This is a genomic window from Ruegeria sp. AI3 (assembly GCF_056541245.1).
Window position 1 is genome coordinate 53,857 of the sequence record NZ_JBQFYA010000006.1, and the last position, 17,338, is coordinate 71,194.

General features: G+C 60.0%; 14 protein-coding genes. 11 read left to right on the forward strand and 3 right to left on the reverse strand.

Annotated features, from left to right (window positions below; all coding sequences use genetic code 11):
• The first annotated feature begins 74 nt into the window (after positions 1-74).
• From ACRZ95_RS10865 to glnT, 11 genes are all read left to right on the forward strand, one after another.
• The gene (locus ACRZ95_RS10865; RefSeq protein WP_170675908.1) at positions 75-1,109 is read left to right on the forward strand and encodes a hydroxymethylglutaryl-CoA reductase; all 1,035 of its coding nucleotides are present in this window, start codon (positions 75-77) and stop codon (positions 1,107-1,109) included.
• Positions 1,106-2,176: a type 2 isopentenyl-diphosphate Delta-isomerase gene (gene fni / locus ACRZ95_RS10870; RefSeq protein ID WP_170675907.1), complete on the forward strand. Its 1,071-nt coding sequence runs from the start codon at positions 1,106-1,108 to the stop codon at positions 2,174-2,176. The genes ACRZ95_RS10865 and fni overlap by 4 nt, the downstream gene beginning before the upstream one ends.
• The gene (locus ACRZ95_RS10875) at positions 2,170-3,336 is read left to right on the forward strand and encodes a hydroxymethylglutaryl-CoA synthase (protein WP_480554929.1); all 1,167 of its coding nucleotides are present in this window, start codon (positions 2,170-2,172) and stop codon (positions 3,334-3,336) included. Before fni ends, ACRZ95_RS10875 begins: the two co-directional genes overlap by 7 nt.
• Positions 3,320-4,450: a GHMP family kinase ATP-binding protein gene (locus ACRZ95_RS10880; protein ID WP_170675906.1), complete on the forward strand. Its 1,131-nt coding sequence runs from the start codon at positions 3,320-3,322 to the stop codon at positions 4,448-4,450. Before ACRZ95_RS10875 ends, ACRZ95_RS10880 begins: the two co-directional genes overlap by 17 nt.
• Positions 4,447-5,349, forward strand: a complete 903-nt coding sequence (locus ACRZ95_RS10885; protein WP_170675905.1) for a GHMP family kinase ATP-binding protein — start codon at positions 4,447-4,449, stop codon at positions 5,347-5,349. Before ACRZ95_RS10880 ends, ACRZ95_RS10885 begins: the two co-directional genes overlap by 4 nt.
• Complete coding sequence (gene mvaD / locus ACRZ95_RS10890; RefSeq protein ID WP_480554931.1) at positions 5,342-6,346, forward strand: diphosphomevalonate decarboxylase; 1,005 nt, start codon at positions 5,342-5,344, stop codon at positions 6,344-6,346. The genes ACRZ95_RS10885 and mvaD overlap by 8 nt, the downstream gene beginning before the upstream one ends.
• A 257-nt stretch (positions 6,347-6,603) precedes the next feature.
• The gene (locus tag ACRZ95_RS10895; protein ID WP_480554933.1) at positions 6,604-7,230 is read left to right on the forward strand and encodes a helix-turn-helix domain-containing protein; all 627 of its coding nucleotides are present in this window, start codon (positions 6,604-6,606) and stop codon (positions 7,228-7,230) included.
• A 206-nt stretch (positions 7,231-7,436) separates the two neighbouring features.
• Positions 7,437-8,360: a class II glutamine amidotransferase gene (locus tag ACRZ95_RS10900; protein ID WP_170675903.1), complete on the forward strand. Its 924-nt coding sequence runs from the start codon at positions 7,437-7,439 to the stop codon at positions 8,358-8,360.
• A 1-nt stretch (position 8,361) separates the two neighbouring features.
• Positions 8,362-9,045 carry a GltB/FmdC/FwdC-like GXGXG domain-containing protein gene (locus ACRZ95_RS10905; protein ID WP_170675902.1) on the forward strand — a complete coding sequence of 228 codons (684 nt, stop codon included), beginning with the start codon at positions 8,362-8,364 and terminating at the stop codon, positions 9,043-9,045.
• A gap of 20 nt (positions 9,046-9,065) precedes the next feature.
• Entirely contained in the window at positions 9,066-10,394 is a 1,329-nt protein-coding gene (locus ACRZ95_RS10910; RefSeq protein ID WP_170676138.1) for an FMN-binding glutamate synthase family protein, read from the forward strand.
• Between the two features lie 81 nt (positions 10,395-10,475).
• Positions 10,476-11,804, forward strand: a complete 1,329-nt coding sequence (gene glnT / locus ACRZ95_RS10915; protein WP_170675901.1) for a type III glutamate--ammonia ligase — start codon at positions 10,476-10,478, stop codon at positions 11,802-11,804.
• Between the two features lie 128 nt (positions 11,805-11,932).
• Here the strand turns inward: glnT and ACRZ95_RS10920 are convergent, their stop codons facing one another.
• The 3 genes from ACRZ95_RS10920 to nirB are packed head-to-tail and all read right to left on the reverse strand — an operon-like array spanning position 11,933 to position 17,336.
• Entirely contained in the window at positions 11,933-14,572 is a 2,640-nt protein-coding gene (locus ACRZ95_RS10920; RefSeq protein ID WP_170675900.1) for a nitrate reductase, read from the reverse strand.
• The gene (gene nirD / locus ACRZ95_RS10925; protein WP_170675899.1) at positions 14,572-14,904 is read right to left on the reverse strand and encodes a nitrite reductase small subunit NirD; all 333 of its coding nucleotides are present in this window, start codon (positions 14,902-14,904) and stop codon (positions 14,572-14,574) included. Before nirD ends, ACRZ95_RS10920 begins: the two co-directional genes overlap by 1 nt.
• Positions 14,901-17,336, reverse strand: a complete 2,436-nt coding sequence (gene nirB / locus ACRZ95_RS10930) for a nitrite reductase large subunit NirB (protein ID WP_170675898.1) — start codon at positions 17,334-17,336, stop codon at positions 14,901-14,903. The genes nirD and nirB overlap by 4 nt, the downstream gene beginning before the upstream one ends.
• Positions 17,337-17,338: the final 2 nt, after the last annotated feature.

A 17,338-nucleotide genomic window follows, 5' to 3' on the forward strand; every position in this document is an offset into this window, starting at 1 on the left:
TTGGCCCTTTGGTCTGGTGATACCCCTCATCGGATCAGACGCTTTTGTCGACCGAAACTGAAAAGGGTAACCAGGTGCGCGCCAAATCTACGTTCGTGACCCCGCTTCCAACCCAATGGGTCGGGCCGATTCTGTTCAGGGGGGATCTGGTGTCCGGTGAGGTCAGCGTCCCTCTGGCGACGTTCGAGACACCCTTATGGCCCTCCACCGCGCGCGGTGCGGGTGTTTCACGGCACGCAGGCGGCATTCAGGTCACCCTGGTTGATGAGCGGATGACACGTTCCATCGCCGTACGTGCGCAGGATGCCGCCTCTGCGCATCAAGCCTGGAAACGGATCGAGGCGCAGACCGACAAGGTGGCCGAGATCATCTCCTCGACCAGCCGCTTTGCCCGCCTGATCAAGCTGAATCGCCAGATCGCTGGGAACTTGCTGTTTATTCGGATTGAGTGTTCCACCGGGGATGCCTCGGGTCACAATATGGTGACCAAGGCGGCCGAGGCGGTGCTGAATTGGGTCTTGGATGACCAGCCGCATTTGGCCTACGCGTCGATCTCGGGCAACCTGTGTACCGACAAAAAGGCATCCGCTGCGAACGGGCTTTTGGGGCGGGGCAAATACGTCATTGCCGAAGTGGAAATCCCGGGCCGGCTTCTGCGGCGCATGCTGCGCACCACACCCGAGCAGATGGTTGCGCTCAATCTCGAAAAGAACCTGATTGGCGGAAACCTTGCGGGATCTCTGCGCAGCGCCAATGCGCATTTCGCAAACATTCTGCTGGCCTTCTATTTGGCCACCGGTCAGGACGCCGCGAATATCATTGAGGGTAGCCAAGGTATCGTTCATTGCGAAGCGCGGGGTGAAGACCTGTATTTCTCATGTACCTTGCCGAACCTGATCGTCGGTTCGGTTGGGGCGGGAAAAGGCAATGATCAGGTCGAAGAAAGCCTGCGCCTGATGGGCTGCAAAGAGGAACGCGAGGCGGGTGAAAACGCCCGTCGCTTGGCTGGCATCTGTGCCGGGGCTGTGCTGTGCGGTGAGCTGTCCTTGATGGCCGCACAAACCAATCCCGGAGAGCTGGTGCGCACCCATATGGAACTGGAACGATGACCAAGCCCAAACCTGCCGACCGCAGCGTGGCCGGGCGCAAACTGGACCATCTGCGCGCCGTTCTGGAAGACCCCAGTGTCGAACGCGGGCGCAGCGGGTTTGACGCGATATCTCTGACCCATCGCGCCTTGCCTGAGCTGGATCTGGATGCGGTCGACACCAGCACCCAGTTTCTGGACAAACCGCTCAGCTTTCCGCTGCTGATTTCGTCGATGACGGGTGGAACCGGTGATGAGATCGCAAGGATCAATCGCAACCTTGCTGAGGCGGCCGAGGCAACCGGGGTGGCGATGTCCGTTGGCTCACAACGTGTGTTATTCGCCGATCCTGCCTCGAGGGGCAGTTTTCAACTGCGTGACGCCGCGCCAAGCATACCGTTGATCGGCAATATCGGCGCGGTGCAGTTGAACGCGGGGCTAGATGCAGACCACTGCCTTCAGGCGGTTCAAGCGCTTGAGGCTGACGGGCTTTATTTGCACCTCAACCCGCTGCAAGAGGCTGTGCAGGTCGAGGGGGATCGCGACTTTTCCAACCTGTCTGGCAAGATCTCTGATCTCGTTTCGAACATGCCGCTGCCCGTGCTGATCAAAGAGGTCGGTGCCGGGCTGTCCGGCCCCGATGTCGAGCTGGCATATGCCGCTGGCATTCGCCATTTCGATGTGGCCGGTCGCGGTGGCACGTCCTGGAGCCGGATCGAATATCACCGCCGCGCGGACGAGCAGGACGATCTGGGGCTGGTTTTTCAGGATTGGGGCCTGACGACGGTCGAAAGTCTGCTTGAAACTCGGGACGTCTTGGTCAAAAAGACCGATCCAACAACACTCATCGCCAGCGGCGGTTTACGAGACGGTGTGGACATGGCCAAATCTATCATTCTGGGCGCAGATCTGTGCGGAATGGCCGCGCCGTTTTTGGCCGCAGCGCAGGAATCGAGCGCACGGGTCATCCGGCAAATCGAAAAGTTACGTCGCGAATTTACTACGGCGATGTTTCTTTTGGGCTGCGCCGATGTATCTCAGCTGAAGGCAAATGTCTCACTGATCCGATCAAGGTCAAAGTTTTGGTAATCTCTACTGGTATCAGCGCGATGAGCTTTTATACGCCTCATCGCTATATTTCGCTGGACACTCTGGCCCAGCATCACGGCATCGACCCGGCCAAGTTCTCACGCGGGATCGGGCAGGAAAAGATTGCCATGCCGGGGCATGATGAAGACGTTGTGACCATGGCCGCCGAGGCCGCGAAGCCGATCATTGATCAACACGGTGCCGACGGGATCGACACCATCTTGTTTGCAACGGAAACAGGGATCGACCAATCGAAATCGGCGGGTATCTATGTGCAGCGGCTTCTCGGGTTGCCGTCGAACCTGCGCAATGTGGAACTGAAGCAGGCCTGCTATTCTGCCACCGCTGCCCTGCAAATGGCCTGCGCTCATGTGGCACGCAAGCCGGATCGTAAGGTGCTTGTGATCGCCTCGGATATCGCGCGCTATGATCTGGACAGCTCGGGCGAGGCGACGCAGGGGGCCTCAGCCGTTGCGATGCTGGTCACGGCCAATCCGACACTGTTGGAGATCGGCACTGTCTCGGGCCTTTTTACCGAAGACATCATGGATTTTTGGCGCCCCAACCACCGGCGCACACCCTTGGTTGACGGTAAGTACTCGGCGCTGCGTTATCTCGGGGCGCTGGTGGAGTCCTGGCGCGATTATCAGGCAAATGGCGGCTTGCCCTACGATGGGTTTGCGCAGTTCTGCTATCACCTGCCATTCTCGCGTATGGGCGAAAAGGCGCATCTGCGTCTGGCGAAAGAGGCAAAAGCCGAGGCTGATATGCAGGCCGCTTTGCCGGGGATGATCTACAATCGCCAGGTCGGGAACAGCTATACCGCGTCGATGTACCTTGCGATCCTGTCCACGCTGGAGAACATCGATAGCGATCTGGCTGGCAAGTCCTTGGGACTGTTTTCCTACGGGTCCGGCGCGACCGGTGAGTTCTTTGATGCCAAGGTGGTCGAAGGCTACCGCGATCATCTGTTTGCTCCCCGCCACCGGGAAATCCTAGAGGACCGGACCGCCGTCTCATATAATGAATATGTTGCCCTTTGGCACCCGATGAATGGCGAGGACGGGACAGATACGCCCATGCCCGATGAGGCAAAAGGGCGCTACAGACTGGCAAGCATTGACGACAACAAGCGCATCTACGTTGACCGCACCGCATGATAAAGTCTGGGCCCACGCGCCCGGTAAGCTGATCCTGTCCGGAGAGCATTCGGTTCTGTACGGCATGCCCGCGCTGGCAATGGCTGTGGCCCGCTATACCGAAGTGTCGTTTCAGCCGCTGGGCTTGGGTGAAGGCCTGAAGACCGCGTTCGAGAACCTGTCGTCAGGCGAATACTACCCCTTGAAACTGTTGTCTCAGTTCAAGTCGTCACTGGATCAGCGCTTTGATCAATTCACGCGCGGCGAGTTGGATGTCCACAAGATCCTCACGCGTCCGGATGATCTGGCGGTCTATACTCTGGCCTCTTTGTTGCATGACAGCCTCGCAGCGCCCGGATCCGTGATCCCCGGCATTGGTGCGATGAACAGCAAACTGGCCCCGGGACAGCTGGCCAGTCGATCAGAGCTACCGATCGGCGCGGGTATGGGGTCGTCTGCCGCCATCGTCGCGGCAACAACGGTGTTGTTCGAAAACCTGTTGGAGCGGCCTAAGACGCTTGAAGAGAGGTATGAGCGGGTCCGGTTTTGCGAGCGTCTCAAGCATGGGCGTGCAGGGCCGATAGATGCCGCCGCAGTTGTCCGAGGCGGCCTTGTGCGTGCAGGCGAAACGGGTATCGCGGCGCCGGAATTGCCGCTGGATCATGGTTTACTGACGGGGAACGGGTGGTATTGGGTCCTGCACGGCCGGCCTGAAAGCAGCACCGGCGAATGCGTCAGTGCGGTCAAGGCCGAACACGCGCAGAACGACGCCCTTTGGCAACGTTTCGGCGACTGTACGACCGCGTTTTTGACCGCGATTGCCTCGGGGCATGACCCGGACGATGCGATTTCCGAAAACCAGCGATTGCTGGAAATGATCGGTGTCGTGCCAGACCCTTGCCAAACGTTTGTCAGACAGATCGAAGGCATTAGCGGTGCGGCTAAAATCTGCGGTGGGGGGTCTGTACGCGGTGATTTCGGCGGGGTGGTTCTGGTGCACATGGAGGACCATGACAAAATGGCCGATTTCATGTTGGGCTATCCTCAGATGCAATGGTCCGCGCTGCGTCTGGCCTCGGCAGGTGCAGCGATGGGCAAGGCCCCTAGCCGCAGCTCAGACGGGGCCAATTCATGATACGGGCCAGCGCACCGGGATCGGTCATGATGACCGGAGAACATGCAGTCGTTTATGGCTCCAGAGCCATCGTGGCCGCGATTGAACAAAGACTAACGGTGACGCTGCGACCGCGCACCGATCAACTGGTGCGTCTCTCCTCCGAGATTGCCGAAACGCAAACGGTCGATTTGGATCAGGTGCAAGCTGCAGGGCCCTACAAGTTTGTCCTTGCTGCAATCGCCATGCACAGGGATGCGATTGACGTCGGGATGGATATCTCGATTACGTCGGAGATTGACCCGACGCTTGGGCTGGGGTCGTCCGCCGCCGTGGCCATTGCCGCTCTGGGGGCCGTTCTCACGGTCACGGGTCAGCCGTTGAACGGTATTCACTCCAAGGCCTATCAGATCATTCAGGACATTCAGGGCCGCGGCAGTGGCGCCGATTTGGCCGCCAGCTTGCAGGGCGGTATGCTGGCTTACCGCGCTCCACCAAACCCAGAGATGGTGGCACTGCCTCACCCTCCGACGATCAGCCTGCGATACTGTGGATACAAGACCCCCACCTCGGTTGTGTTGCAAAAGGTTGCTGAACGGATGATCGTAAGAGAGGCCGAGTTCAAAACGCTTTATGCCGATATGGGTGACTTGGCCGATCATGCCATCAATGCAGCAAAGGACCGCGATTGGGTGGCCTTCGCGGACGCCCTGATGAACTATCAAAACCGGATGGAGGATTTGGGTGTGAGCGACGAAACCTTGAACCGGATCATCACATCGGCCCGACAGGCCGAAGGAGTCATGGCGGCCAAGATCTCGGGCTCTGGCTTGGGCGATTGCGTTCTGGCCCTGGGAGCGCCGCCTGACGCGTTCACTCCGGTGACACTGGCCAGCGAAGGACTGATCATACATGACTGACGCCGTTCAGACCCTCATTCAGCAAGCGATGCGAGACGCGGACGAGGTTCAAAGCTTCAGCGCCTATGCCCCAAGCAATATTGCGTTGTCGAAATACTGGGGCAAGCGGGACAGAGCGTTGAATCTGCCGCTCAACAGTTCCTTGTCGATCTCTTTGGCGGAATGGGGGTCTCATACAACTGTCGAGCCATCCCAGAGCGGGTCGGATCAGGTTTTGCTGGACGGTCAGCCTCTGCCGCCGACCTCAGAGTTCGCGCGCAAGGCGCTTGCGTTTGCGGATTTGTTTCGCGGTGGCCGCGATGTGCCACTGATGATTTCGACCAGAAACACAATTCCGACGGCGGCCGGTTTGGCATCCTCCGCCTCGGGCTTTGCTGCGTTGACCCGCGCGCTATGTGGCAGTTTCGGGTTGGACCTGCAAGCACAGGACATGAGCCTGATCGCCCGATTGGGCAGCGGCAGCGCAACCCGTTCGCTCTGGCACGGCTTTGTGCGTTGGGACAAGGGCATGCGCGCTGACGGCGGTGACAGCCACGGCGTGCCGCTTGAGCCGGTATGGCCGGAGTTCCGCATTGCCATTGTCGAGGTGGACACAGGCCCGAAACTGCACTCGTCCCGCGATGGAATGAACCACACAGTCGATACAAGCCCTCTGTTTTCCAGCTGGCCCGAGATGGCCGATCGGGACTGCAAGACCATCGAGCAAGCGATCAATGAGAGAGACTTTGAAACCCTAGGCCAAACGGCCGAGGCAAATGCGTTGGCCATGCACGCGACCATGCAAGCTGCGCGCCCTTCGCTGACCTACCTTTCAGATCAAAGCTGGGTGATCCTGCATCGTTTGTGGCAGGCCCGCAAAGATGGTCTTGCAACCTATGCCACGATGGATGCGGGGGCGAATATCAAGCTGGTTTTCCTGAAAGAAGCCGAGGCAGATGTCCTGCAAGCGTTTCCTGACGCCCGCGTGATATCTCCGTTCGAATGGTCAAACGCATAGAAGCCACGACACAAGATTGAGTGGTCGCCGCTGCCGAACGTGTCACGCTTTGGAAGGTGACCGCGCGCGATCCAATGCACGCTCACCAGGCGTTGGAGGTTGGCAATGCCCTCAAGTCTTCCTACCCTTTGGCGGGCAATAGACTTTCGCCAAAGGCTTCGCTATCCAACTTGCAGGCTCAGCGCCTTGCCGAACAGGCTCAAACACTTGTAGCAAGGGCAGTGGATATGACGGCCAACCCTAACGACAGAGCCTCAATGACGAAACTCACGCAGGATCCTCATTCGATCCGGTCTGGTGACCGGGAAAAGGTTCTGGAAGTGGCTATCGGTCGCGAGGTTCGGGCCTTTCGCAAGCAACAGAACACAACGGTCGCCGAGCTGGCGCAGGTTACCGGCCTGTCGATCGGGATGCTGTCCAAGATCGAAAACGGCAACACGTCGCCATCGCTGACCACGCTGCAACTGCTGGCCGATGCGTTGTCGGTTCCGCTGACCAGCTTCTTTCGCCGTTTTGAAGAGCGTCGCGATGCTGTCCACACCAAGGCCGGTGAAGGCGTCGAGCTAGAGCGCGAAGGCACGCGGGCGCATCACCAATACAACCTTCTCGGCCATTTAGGCGCCAATGGTTCGGGCGTGATTGTCGAGCCTTATCTGATCACTCTGACCGCGGAATCGGATGTTTTCCCAACGTTCCAGCATGGCGGGATCGAAACGATCTATGTGCTGGAGGGTGAGGTCGACTATCGCCATGGTGATCAGGTTTATCCGTTGAAACCCGGTGATACTCTGTTTTTCGACGCGGATGCGCCGCATGGGCCGGAGCGTCTGGTCAGCCTGCCAGCGCGGTATCTGTCGGTGATCAGTTACCCTCAGACAAGCTGATCCGCCTTTTATCAGAGTGCTGATAATCAGCTAGCCTAGCCTAAAGGCGTGTCGTCCGGGCTTTCTTGGGACGGCGTATTTCTGTGCGCCCAGAAATTGGGCATAATTTGCCTGTTAGGAAAAAACATTTCCTCTAGTTATTGAGGGTCCGATGTTTTGTTGCTAGCGTACACGCGCAACGAAACACGCAAGGAGAGCTGTCTGCCATGTGCGGAATTGTCGGACTATTCCTTAAAGACCAGTCACTGTCGCCCAAGCTGGGTGAGATGCTGACGGATATGCTGATCACCATGACCGACCGTGGACCCGACAGCGCTGGTATCGCGATCTATGGCGAACCATCTCAGGGCACTACAAAAGTCACCGTTCAGTCTGCAAACCCCGAACAGGACTTCGCCGGTCTGGCGGATGAGCTGGGTCAACGCCTGAACACGTCCGTGACCCAGACGATCAACGACACACATGCGGTGCTGGATATCCCCGGCGATCAGTTCGAGGCCGCGCGCGCTGCGCTAGCCGAAATCCGCCCCTCGGTCCGGATCATGAGCCGCGGAGAAAGCCTTGAGATCTACAAGGAGGTCGGTCTGCCCAAAGATGTTGCCGCGCGCTTCAACCTCAGCGGCATGACCGGCACGCATGGCATCGGCCACACGCGTATGGCCACGGAATCGGCGGTGACCACAATGGGTGCGCACCCGTTCAACACCGGGGATGACCAGTGTCTGGTGCATAACGGATCGCTGTCCAACCACAACTCGCTGCGGCGCAAGCTGCGTCGTGAGGGCGTCCATATCCAGACCGAGAATGACACCGAGGTGGGCGCGGCCTATCTGACGTGGAAAATGATGAATGGCGCGTCTCTGGGCGAGGCGCTGGAAAGCAGTCTTGAGGATCTGGATGGGTTCTTTACCTTTGTCGTTGGCACCAAGGACGGGTTCGGCGTGGTCCGCGACCCGATAGCCTGCAAACCGGCCGTCATGGCGGAAACCGATCAATATGTGGCTTTCGGCAGTGAATACCGCGCCCTGGTGAACCTGCCCGGCATCGAAGAAGCCCGCGTGTGGGAGCCGGAGCCGGCGACGGTCTACTTCTGGTCCCACACAAACACTCCTAACAAAAAGGCCGCGTAAGATGCAGACCTATGATCTTGAGGCTGACTGCCTGCGCGGGTTGAACGCCGCCCTGCAGGACCAGAGCAAAGAGACCAACCAGACCAGCTGGCAGGTGGTGAACCCCAAGGGCAGCCACGCCATCGCGGTCGGGTTGGACGCGCCGATCGAGGTGACCGTGAAAGGTTCGACCGGTTATTACTGCGCGGGCATGAACCAGCAGGCCACCATTCGGGTCGAAGGCTCGGTCGGGCCGGGCGTGGCCGAAAACATGATGTCGGGTCAGGTCATCGTCGATGGCGATGCCAGCCAATACGCTGGGGCCACGGGCCACGGTGGATTGTTGGTGATCAAGGGCAATGCCAGCTCGCGCTGCGGGATCTCGATGAAGGGGATCGACATCGTGGTGCACGGCAACATCGGCCATATGTCGGCATTCATGGCGCAGGCGGGCAATCTGGTGGTTTGCGGTGATGCTGGCGACGCGCTGGGGGATTCCCTCTACGAGGCGCGGCTGTTCGTGCGCGGCTCGGTTAAAAGCCTCGGCGCGGATTGTATCGAGAAAGAGATGCGCCCAGAGCATCTCGAGATCCTGAAGGATCTGCTTGACCGCGCTGGCAGCGATGCCAAGCCGGAAGAGTTCAAACGCTATGGCTCGGCGCGTCAGCTGTATAACTTCGACGTCGACAACTCGGCCGCTTATTAAGGATGAAGGGTATGAAAGATATGGACGATCAGACCCCCCGCACCGTGCCGATCCAGTCGGCGACTTTTTCCAACCCGATCAACGCCGAGATCCGCCGCGCGGCGGCCACCGGTATCTATGATATCCGGGGTGGAGGCGCCAAACGCAAGGTACCGCATTTCGATGACCTGCTGTTTCTGGGGGCCTCCGTCTCACGCTATCCGCTGGAGGGCTATCGCGAACGCTGTGATACCTCGGTGACGCTGGGCACGCGTTTTGCCAAGAACCCGATCCAGTTGGATATCCCGATCACCATCGCAGGTATGAGCTTTGGCGCGCTTTCGGGACCGGCCAAAGAGGCCTTGGGCCGCGGCGCTTCAGCGGCCGGCACTTCGACCACGACTGGCGATGGCGGTATGACGCCCGAGGAACGCGGCCACTCGACCAAGCTGGTCTATCAGTATCTGCCCTCGCGCTATGGCATGAACCCCAACGACCTGCGCAAGGCTGACGCGATTGAGATCGTGGTGGGGCAGGGGGCCAAACCCGGCGGCGGCGGCATGCTTCTGGGCCAGAAGATCAGCGACCGCGTGGCCGAGATGCGGACCTTGCCCAAGGGGATCGACCAGCGCTCGGCCTGTCGCCACCCGGACTGGACCGGGCCGGATGATCTTGAGATCAAGATCCTCGAATTGCGTGAGATCACCAACTGGCAGGTGCCAATCTACGTCAAGGTCGGCGCGACGCGGCCTTACTATGACACCGCACTGGCGGTAAAAGCCGGAGCCGATGTGGTTGTCATGGACGGCATGCAGGGCGGCACGGCGGCCACGCAGGATGTGTTCATCGAACATGTGGGCATTCCGACGCTGGCCTGTATCCGACCCGCAGTGCAGGCGCTGCAGGATTTGGGGGTGCATCGCGAGGTGCAGCTTGTGATCTCGGGCGGTATCCGCACCGGGGCAGACGTGGCCAAGGCGATGGCGCTTGGCGCGGATGCGGTGGCGATAGGCACGGCGGCTCTAATTGCCCTTGGCGACAACGACCCGAAATGGGAAGCTGAGTATCAGAAGCTGGGCACCACAACCGGGGCCTATGACGACTGGCATGAAGGGAAGGACCCCGCGGGCATCACCACTCAGGACCCCGAGCTTGCCGCGCGTCTTGACCCGGTTGATGCCGGGCGACGGCTGCGCAACTACCTGAAGGTCATGACGCTTGAGGCGCAGACCATCGCGCGGGCCTGCGGCCACAATCACTTGCACAATCTTGAACCCGAGGACTTGTGTGCCCTGACGATGGAGGCGGCTGCGATGGCAAAAGTGCCCCTGGCAGGCACCGACTGGTATCCGGGCAAGGCCGGGTTCTGATCTGACATTCGGAAGGCGCGGTCCCACGAGGCTGCGTCTTTCTTCTATTGGGATTGATAAACAGGGAAAGGAAGGCCGACCATGACGACAGATCTGGCAGCTTTCGCCAAAGAAAAAGGCGTCAAATATTTCATGATTTCGTTCACCGACCTGTTCGGTGGACAGCGGGCCAAACTGGTTCCCGCACAAGCCATTGCCGACATGCAGAAAGAGGGCGCCGGTTTTGCCGGGTTCGCCACTTGGCTGGATATGACCCCCGCGCATCCCGACATGCTGGCGGTGCCGGACCCGTCCTCGGTGATTCAACTGCCATGGAAGCCCGAAGTCGCTTGGGTTGCCGGTAATTGCGTGATGGAGGGGCAGGATGTGGCCCAAGCCCCACGCAACGTGCTACGCCGTCTGATCGACGAGGCCGCCGAGATGGGCCTGCATGTAAAAACCGGCATCGAAGCCGAGTTCTTCCTGCTGACCCCCGATGGCGAACAGATCAGCGACCCGTTCGATACTGCCGAAAAGCCCTGTTATGATCAGCAGGCCGTGATGCGCCGCTATGACGTGGTGCGCGAGATCTGCGACTACATGTTGGACCTTGGCTGGGGCCCGTATCAGAACGACCACGAGGACGCCAATGGCCAGTTCGAGATGAATTGGGAATTCGATGATGTTCTGAGAACCGCCGACAAGCATTCCTTCTTCAAGTTCATGACCAAATCCGTGGCCGAGAAGCATGGGCTGCGCGCCACTTTTATGCCCAAGCCGGTCGAAGGGCTGACGGGCAATGGCTGCCACGCCCATATCTCGGTTTGGGACGCGCCGGGCGCGGATGCGAAGACCAACGTGTTTGCGGGCGACGGCGACGGCCCTACCGGAGAGGTTGGGCTAGGCGAGCAGGGCAAATACTTTCTCGGCGGCATCATGAAACACGCCAGCGCGTTGGCGGCGATCACCAACCCGACGGTCAACAGCTACAAGCGCATCAACGCCCCGCGCACCATGTCAGGCGCCACATGGGCGCCCAACACAGTGACATGGACCGGCAACAACCGCACTCATATGGTGCGCGTCCCCGGCCCGGGGCGGTTCGAACTGCGCCTGCCCGATGGGGCGGCGAATCCGTATCTGCTGCAGGCGGTGATCATCGCCGCCGGTCTGTCGGGCATCCGCAGCAAGGCTGATCCGGGACCGCGCTACGACATCGACATGTACGCCGAAGGCCACACTGTCACTGACGCGCCCAAACTGCCGCTGAACATGCTGGATGGGTTGCGCGAATACGACAAGGATGCCGAGTTGAAAGAGATGATGGGGCAGGAGTTCTCTGGCGCTTTCCTGAAGATGAAGCATCAGGAGTGGAACTCGTTCGTGTCCCACTTCTCGAACTGGGAAAAACAGCATACTCTTGATATCTGAGAGCAAAAAAGAGGCCGCAGCAAAAGCTGCGGCCTTGGTCTTTTTGGCGCACAGGGCCATTCGCCAATACTGCCGATCTGCGTGTTCCGACTTTGGCGGCGTTGCAGAACCCTGAAATGGTCCTGCGCCTAGGGTTCGACGTCCTGCAAGATCGGAACTGAATGCTTTGCAAGCAATCCTGACAGTTCCGGGCGGCAAGAGCCGCAGTTCGTACCCGCCTGCAAAAGCCTGCCGATGTCATCGACATCAGCGATGTTCCGGGAACCGATGGCCCGGACGATCGTATTCAACCCAACCCCGAAACACGAACAGACAATCGGCCCGCCATCCTCGACACCGTTTGCGGAACGACCGGAGAGGAGCTGATGAGGCGCAGCATCGGGCAGGGTTGCAAGATACTCCCGCATCAAGGTCACAGGGTCCCGAGAGACAAAGAGAACGGCAAGAACGCGCGGACCGTCTGACAGGGCGATCCTGAATGACCCGCGTTTGGGGTCTTCGACCGATGTGGACAGGGCGTCCGGCAGTTGGAACCAGTCTCGGGCCGTTTCCTCCCAGTCAGAGGGCATCTCAGAGCCCGCCAGCTCGGTTCTATAGCCGTTTTCGGTTTTCGCCGTTGCCCGATATTCTGCCGACGGTGATGGAGGTGTCGCGGAGACTGCAAAACCGTACCAACCCGCCTTCATGGGTTGCAGGGACACAGCGGCGGCTTTGCTTTCGGGTTGGCCTGATACCGGGTCAGTAACGCCGGGTATCAATGCATCGACACGGGCCGAGGGGGCTGTTTCACCCGTCCAGTGGATCGGCGCGAACACCTGTCCGGGCGCGACGGCATCGGATGTCTTTAGTCGGAAGATACATGCCCCGACCGCGCTTTTGACCTCGACCAAGCTGTCGGGGTCTAGCCCGAGACGATCCGCATCATCCGGGTGAACCTCAATGAAAGGCTCAGCAAGGTGCGACGACAGGCGTGGTGACAGGCCAGTGCGGGTCATGGTGTGCCATTGGTCCCGTGTGCGCCCGGTGTTCAGAAGGAACGGGTAGCGGTCCGAGGCCTTCGCCTCGGGCGGTCTGTGGCTGACCGGGATCAGGCGGGCTTTGCCGTCAGGGTGGAAGAACTGCCCGCCGCCAAAGAACCTCCCTCCAGTGCCGTCAGGCGTCACCGGCCAGCGGGTTGGTTGCAGCTCGGCATAGTCGTCTTCCGACAGGTCCGCATATCCAGAGATGTCGAAATCGCGCCCAAAGGGTTTGGCCACCAATGACAGGGCAGCGTATTCGCGGAAAATCTGCACTGGCGAGGTATAATCGAATGCCTCTTGCCACCCCATACGGCGGCCCACTTCGGCGAGGATATCCCAATCGGCCCGAGCATGGCCCGGAGGGGTCAGTACGGCGCGCTGGCGGCTGATCGTGCGGTCCGAGTTGGTTACGGTGCCGCTTTTCTCGGCCCATCCTGCTGCTGGCAACACCACATCTGCGACGCGGGCGGTGTCTGTATGTTCGGTCAGGTCGCTGACAACCGTGAAGGGACAGGCTTTGATGGCGGCCTGCACCCGGTCGGCCTCGGGCATGGTGACGGCGGGGTTGGTATGGATCACCCAGAGAGCCTTGATCTGCCCTTTTTCGATCTCTCGAAACAGGTCGACGGCTTTCAGCCCCGGTTTCTTGGGCATGTTTGGTGCAGCCCAGAACCGCTGAACCGCCGCGCGGTGGTTTTCGTTTTCGATATCCAGATGGCAGGCGAGCATATTGGCCAACCCACCGACTTCTCTCCCGCCCATGGCGTTCGGCTGCCCGGTGACGGAAAACGGCCCCATGCCGGGTCGACCGATCCGGCCCGCAGCCAAATGGCAATTCAGGATCGCGTTGACCTTGTCCGTCCCGCTGGAAGACTGATTGACACCTTGGCTAAAGATCGTGACCACGCGCTCGGTCCTGATCCACATGTCGCAGAAGGTGTCGAGGTCTTTTTGATCCAGATCGGTCGCCGCCGGGTTGTCCTTTTGCGCGGCGGCCAATGCGTCGGTGAACCCTTTCGTATGGCTCAGAAAACCCGCGTCGACCTTTCCGGATTCGTGAATGCGGCCAAGCAGATAGTTGAATAGGGCCACATCGCTGCCCGGTGCCAGAGGCAGGTGTAGATCCGCCTGATCGCAACTTGCCGTTCTGCGCGGGTCGATCACAACGATCCGGGTCCCACGCGCCTTACGTGCCGCCATGAGCCGTTGATAGAGAACCGGATGGCACCACGCGAGGTTTGAGCCGACCAGAATAACCAAATCGGCCTGATCCAGATCCTCATAGGTTCCGGGCACGGTATCTGTGCCAAAAGCGCGTTTGTGCCCGGCCACGGTGGATGCCATGCAGAGCCGCGAATTGGTGTCGATATTCGCCGACCCGATGAACCCCTTCATCAGCTTGTTGGCGACATAGTAGTCCTCGGTCAGCAATTGCCCCGAGACGTAGAAGGCAACACTGTCCGGCCCGTGCGCCTTGATCGCCGATGAGAACCGATCCGCAACCAGTTCAAGGGCGTCATCCCAGCTGACATCCTCACCAAATGCGCGCGGGTTTCGCAGGCGGTGGTCGAGGCCGAGGGTCTCACCCAAAGCCAAGCCCTTCGAACAGAGCCGGCCATGGTTTGCCGGGTGGTCCGGGTCGCCGCGTACGGCCAGCCCTCCGGCCCCGTCGGGGCGCAGCAGGACGCCACAGCCGACCCCGCAATAAGCGCAGGTCGAGCGGACCTCGGGCAGGCCAGTGCCGTCCATCAGGCGGCGCTCCGGTGAGAGACTGTGCTGGCATCCAACAGGATGCGCCCGCCTTCGAGACGCACCGGATAGGTGGCGATCTGCCCCTCGTCAGCGCCCTGCGCCTGACCTGTGTTCAGGTCGAAGACCCAGTTGTGCAGAGGGCAGGTGACCGAATGCCCATGCACGATCCCCTCGGACAGCGGCCCGCCTTTGTGGGGGCAGCTGTTGGTGGCGGCGAAGACCTCGGCCTCGGCGGTGCGGAAGACCGCGATACAGCCGATATGCGTTTTCACCAAACGCGCGCCACGTCGTGGGATGTCTTCGATATGTCCGATGTCAATCCAGCTCATTCCGCGGCCTCCAGTGTGAAATCTGCGATCGGCGCATAGGTCTGCGCCTTGTCTTTGACGTGTTCCGCCCACGGATCCTTGCGGTAGATGCTTTGGGACAGTTCGAACCGTTCGACCAGAGCGGCACGGTTCTCCCGGTCCTCGACGACCTGAGCCTTGACCCAGTCCATGCCCACCTTGCCCAGCCATTTATACAAGCGGTCCAGATACTTGCCGCCTTCGCGATAGGCCTGAGTGACGGCCATCACGACCTCGATCGCTTCGTCTTCAGTTGGAACCTGACACAGGAGCTCGGTCTCTTTGACGTCCATACCGGCGGCCCCGCCGATGCTGATCTGGTACCCTGATTCCACGCAGACCACACCGATATCCTTGCAGGTCGCCTCGGCGCAGTTGCGCGGGCAACCTGACACCGCCAATTTCAGCTTGTGCGGGGTCCAGGAGCCCCACAGGATTTTCTCAAGCTTGATGCCTAGACCCGTGCTGTCTTGCGTGCCAAAGCGGCAATGATCGGTGCCGACGCAGGTTTTGACGGTACGCAGCCCCTTGGAATAAGCATGCCCCGAGACCAGACCGGCCTGGTTCAGATCAGACCAGATGGCGGGCAGATCTTCACCCTTCACGCCCAACAAGTCGATGCGCTGACCGCCGGTGACTTTCACCGTGGGCACGTCGTATTTGTCCGCCGCATCCGCGATGGCGCGCAATTCTTCGGGGGTGGTGATGCCTCCCCACATGCGCGGGACAACGCTGAAAGTGCCGTCCTTTTGGATGTTGGCGTGCTTGCGTTCGTTGACGAAGCGGCTTTGCGGGTCGTCTTGATATTCCAGAGGCCAGTCGGCCAGCAGGTAATAATTGATCGCCGGACGGCAGACATGGCAGCCATTCGGCGTTGTCCAGCTTAGTTCTTGCCAAACGGCGGCCTGGCTTTTTAGTTCCTGCCCCTTGATCAGACGGCGCACATCTTCATGGGTCAGATCGGTGCATCCGCAGATCGGTTGCGCCGTTGGCATTTGGAACTCATCGCCCAGAGTGACTTGCAACACCTGTTCAACCAGCCCCGTGCATGTCCCGCAGGATGCGCTGGCCTTGGTGCTTGCACGCACGGCGCCCAGATCGCTGGCACCCGCGTTAATCGCCTCGACAATGTCACCTTTGCATACGCCGTTGCAGCCGCAAATCTCCGCCTCAGGCGGCAATGCTGCAACGGCTGAAAGAGGGTCCGCAGTGTCGCCCCCCTGATAGGCGGGTCCGAAGATCAGCGTCTCGCGCATGTCTTCGATACTGGTGCCGTCCTTGATCAGCCCGAAGAACCAGCTGCCATCGTCAGTGTCGCCATACATGACAGCGCCAATCAGGCTATCCTCTTCGATCACAAGGCGTTTGTAGACCCCGCGCGAGGGGTCGCGAAACACGATATCCTCGCGTCCAGGCCCATCCGCGAAATCGCCCGCACTGAACAGATCGCAGCCGGTGACTTTCAACTTGGTCGAGAGGGTTTTCTGAACAAACGCAGCCTCTTCGCCCAATAGCGCCTGCGCCACCACCTTCGCCTGATCGTAAAGCGGCGCGACAAGGCCAAAGACAGCCCCGTCATGTTCGACGCATTCACCCACGGCGTAGACATCCGGGTCCGAGGTCAACATCTGGTCGTCCACATGGATACCGCGCCCGGTGGCCAGACCTGCCTGTTGCGCCAGCGCCGTGTTCGGGCGGATTCCCACGGCCATGACCAGCAGATCACAGGGCAATTCGGTCCCGTCGTCCAGAAGCAGCGCGCGGACTTTGCCATCTTGCCCGAGGATTTCTTTCGAGTTCGCCTGCAGGCAAATCTTGATGCCTTTGTCTTCCAGCGACTTCTTCAGCAGATACCCTGCGGCTTCGTCCAGCTGACGTTCCATCAGGTGGCCCATGATGTGAACGACGGTCACGTCGACCCCATGCGCGGCCATGCCCGCAGCGGCCTCAAGCCCCAGCAGGCCGCCGCCGATGACGACAACCTTGTTGCCCGAACCCATGCCCATCATCCGCTGGGTATCTTCCAGATCGCGATAGGCGATCACACCTTCCAGATCATGACCGGGCAGAGGGATGATGAATGGATTTGACCCCGTCGCAACAATCAGCTTGTCGTAGGGCACATGTCCGTTGACGCCCTCGACCACCTTCATCTCACGGTCGATCTTGGCAACCTGCTCGCCAAAGCGGCAGGAGATGCCGCGTTGGGCATACCAGGCGTCGTCATGGGTGACGATCTCTTCATAGGTTTTCTCGCCCGAAAGGACCGGGCTGAGCATGATGCGGTTGTAGTTCCCGCGCGGCTCGGCGTTGAACAGGGTGATGTCGAACGCATCCGGCGCGGCGTCGGTCAGGTGCTCCAGCACCCGGCCCGAGGCCATCCCTGCGCCAATGACAACAAGTCTTTGCTTCATAG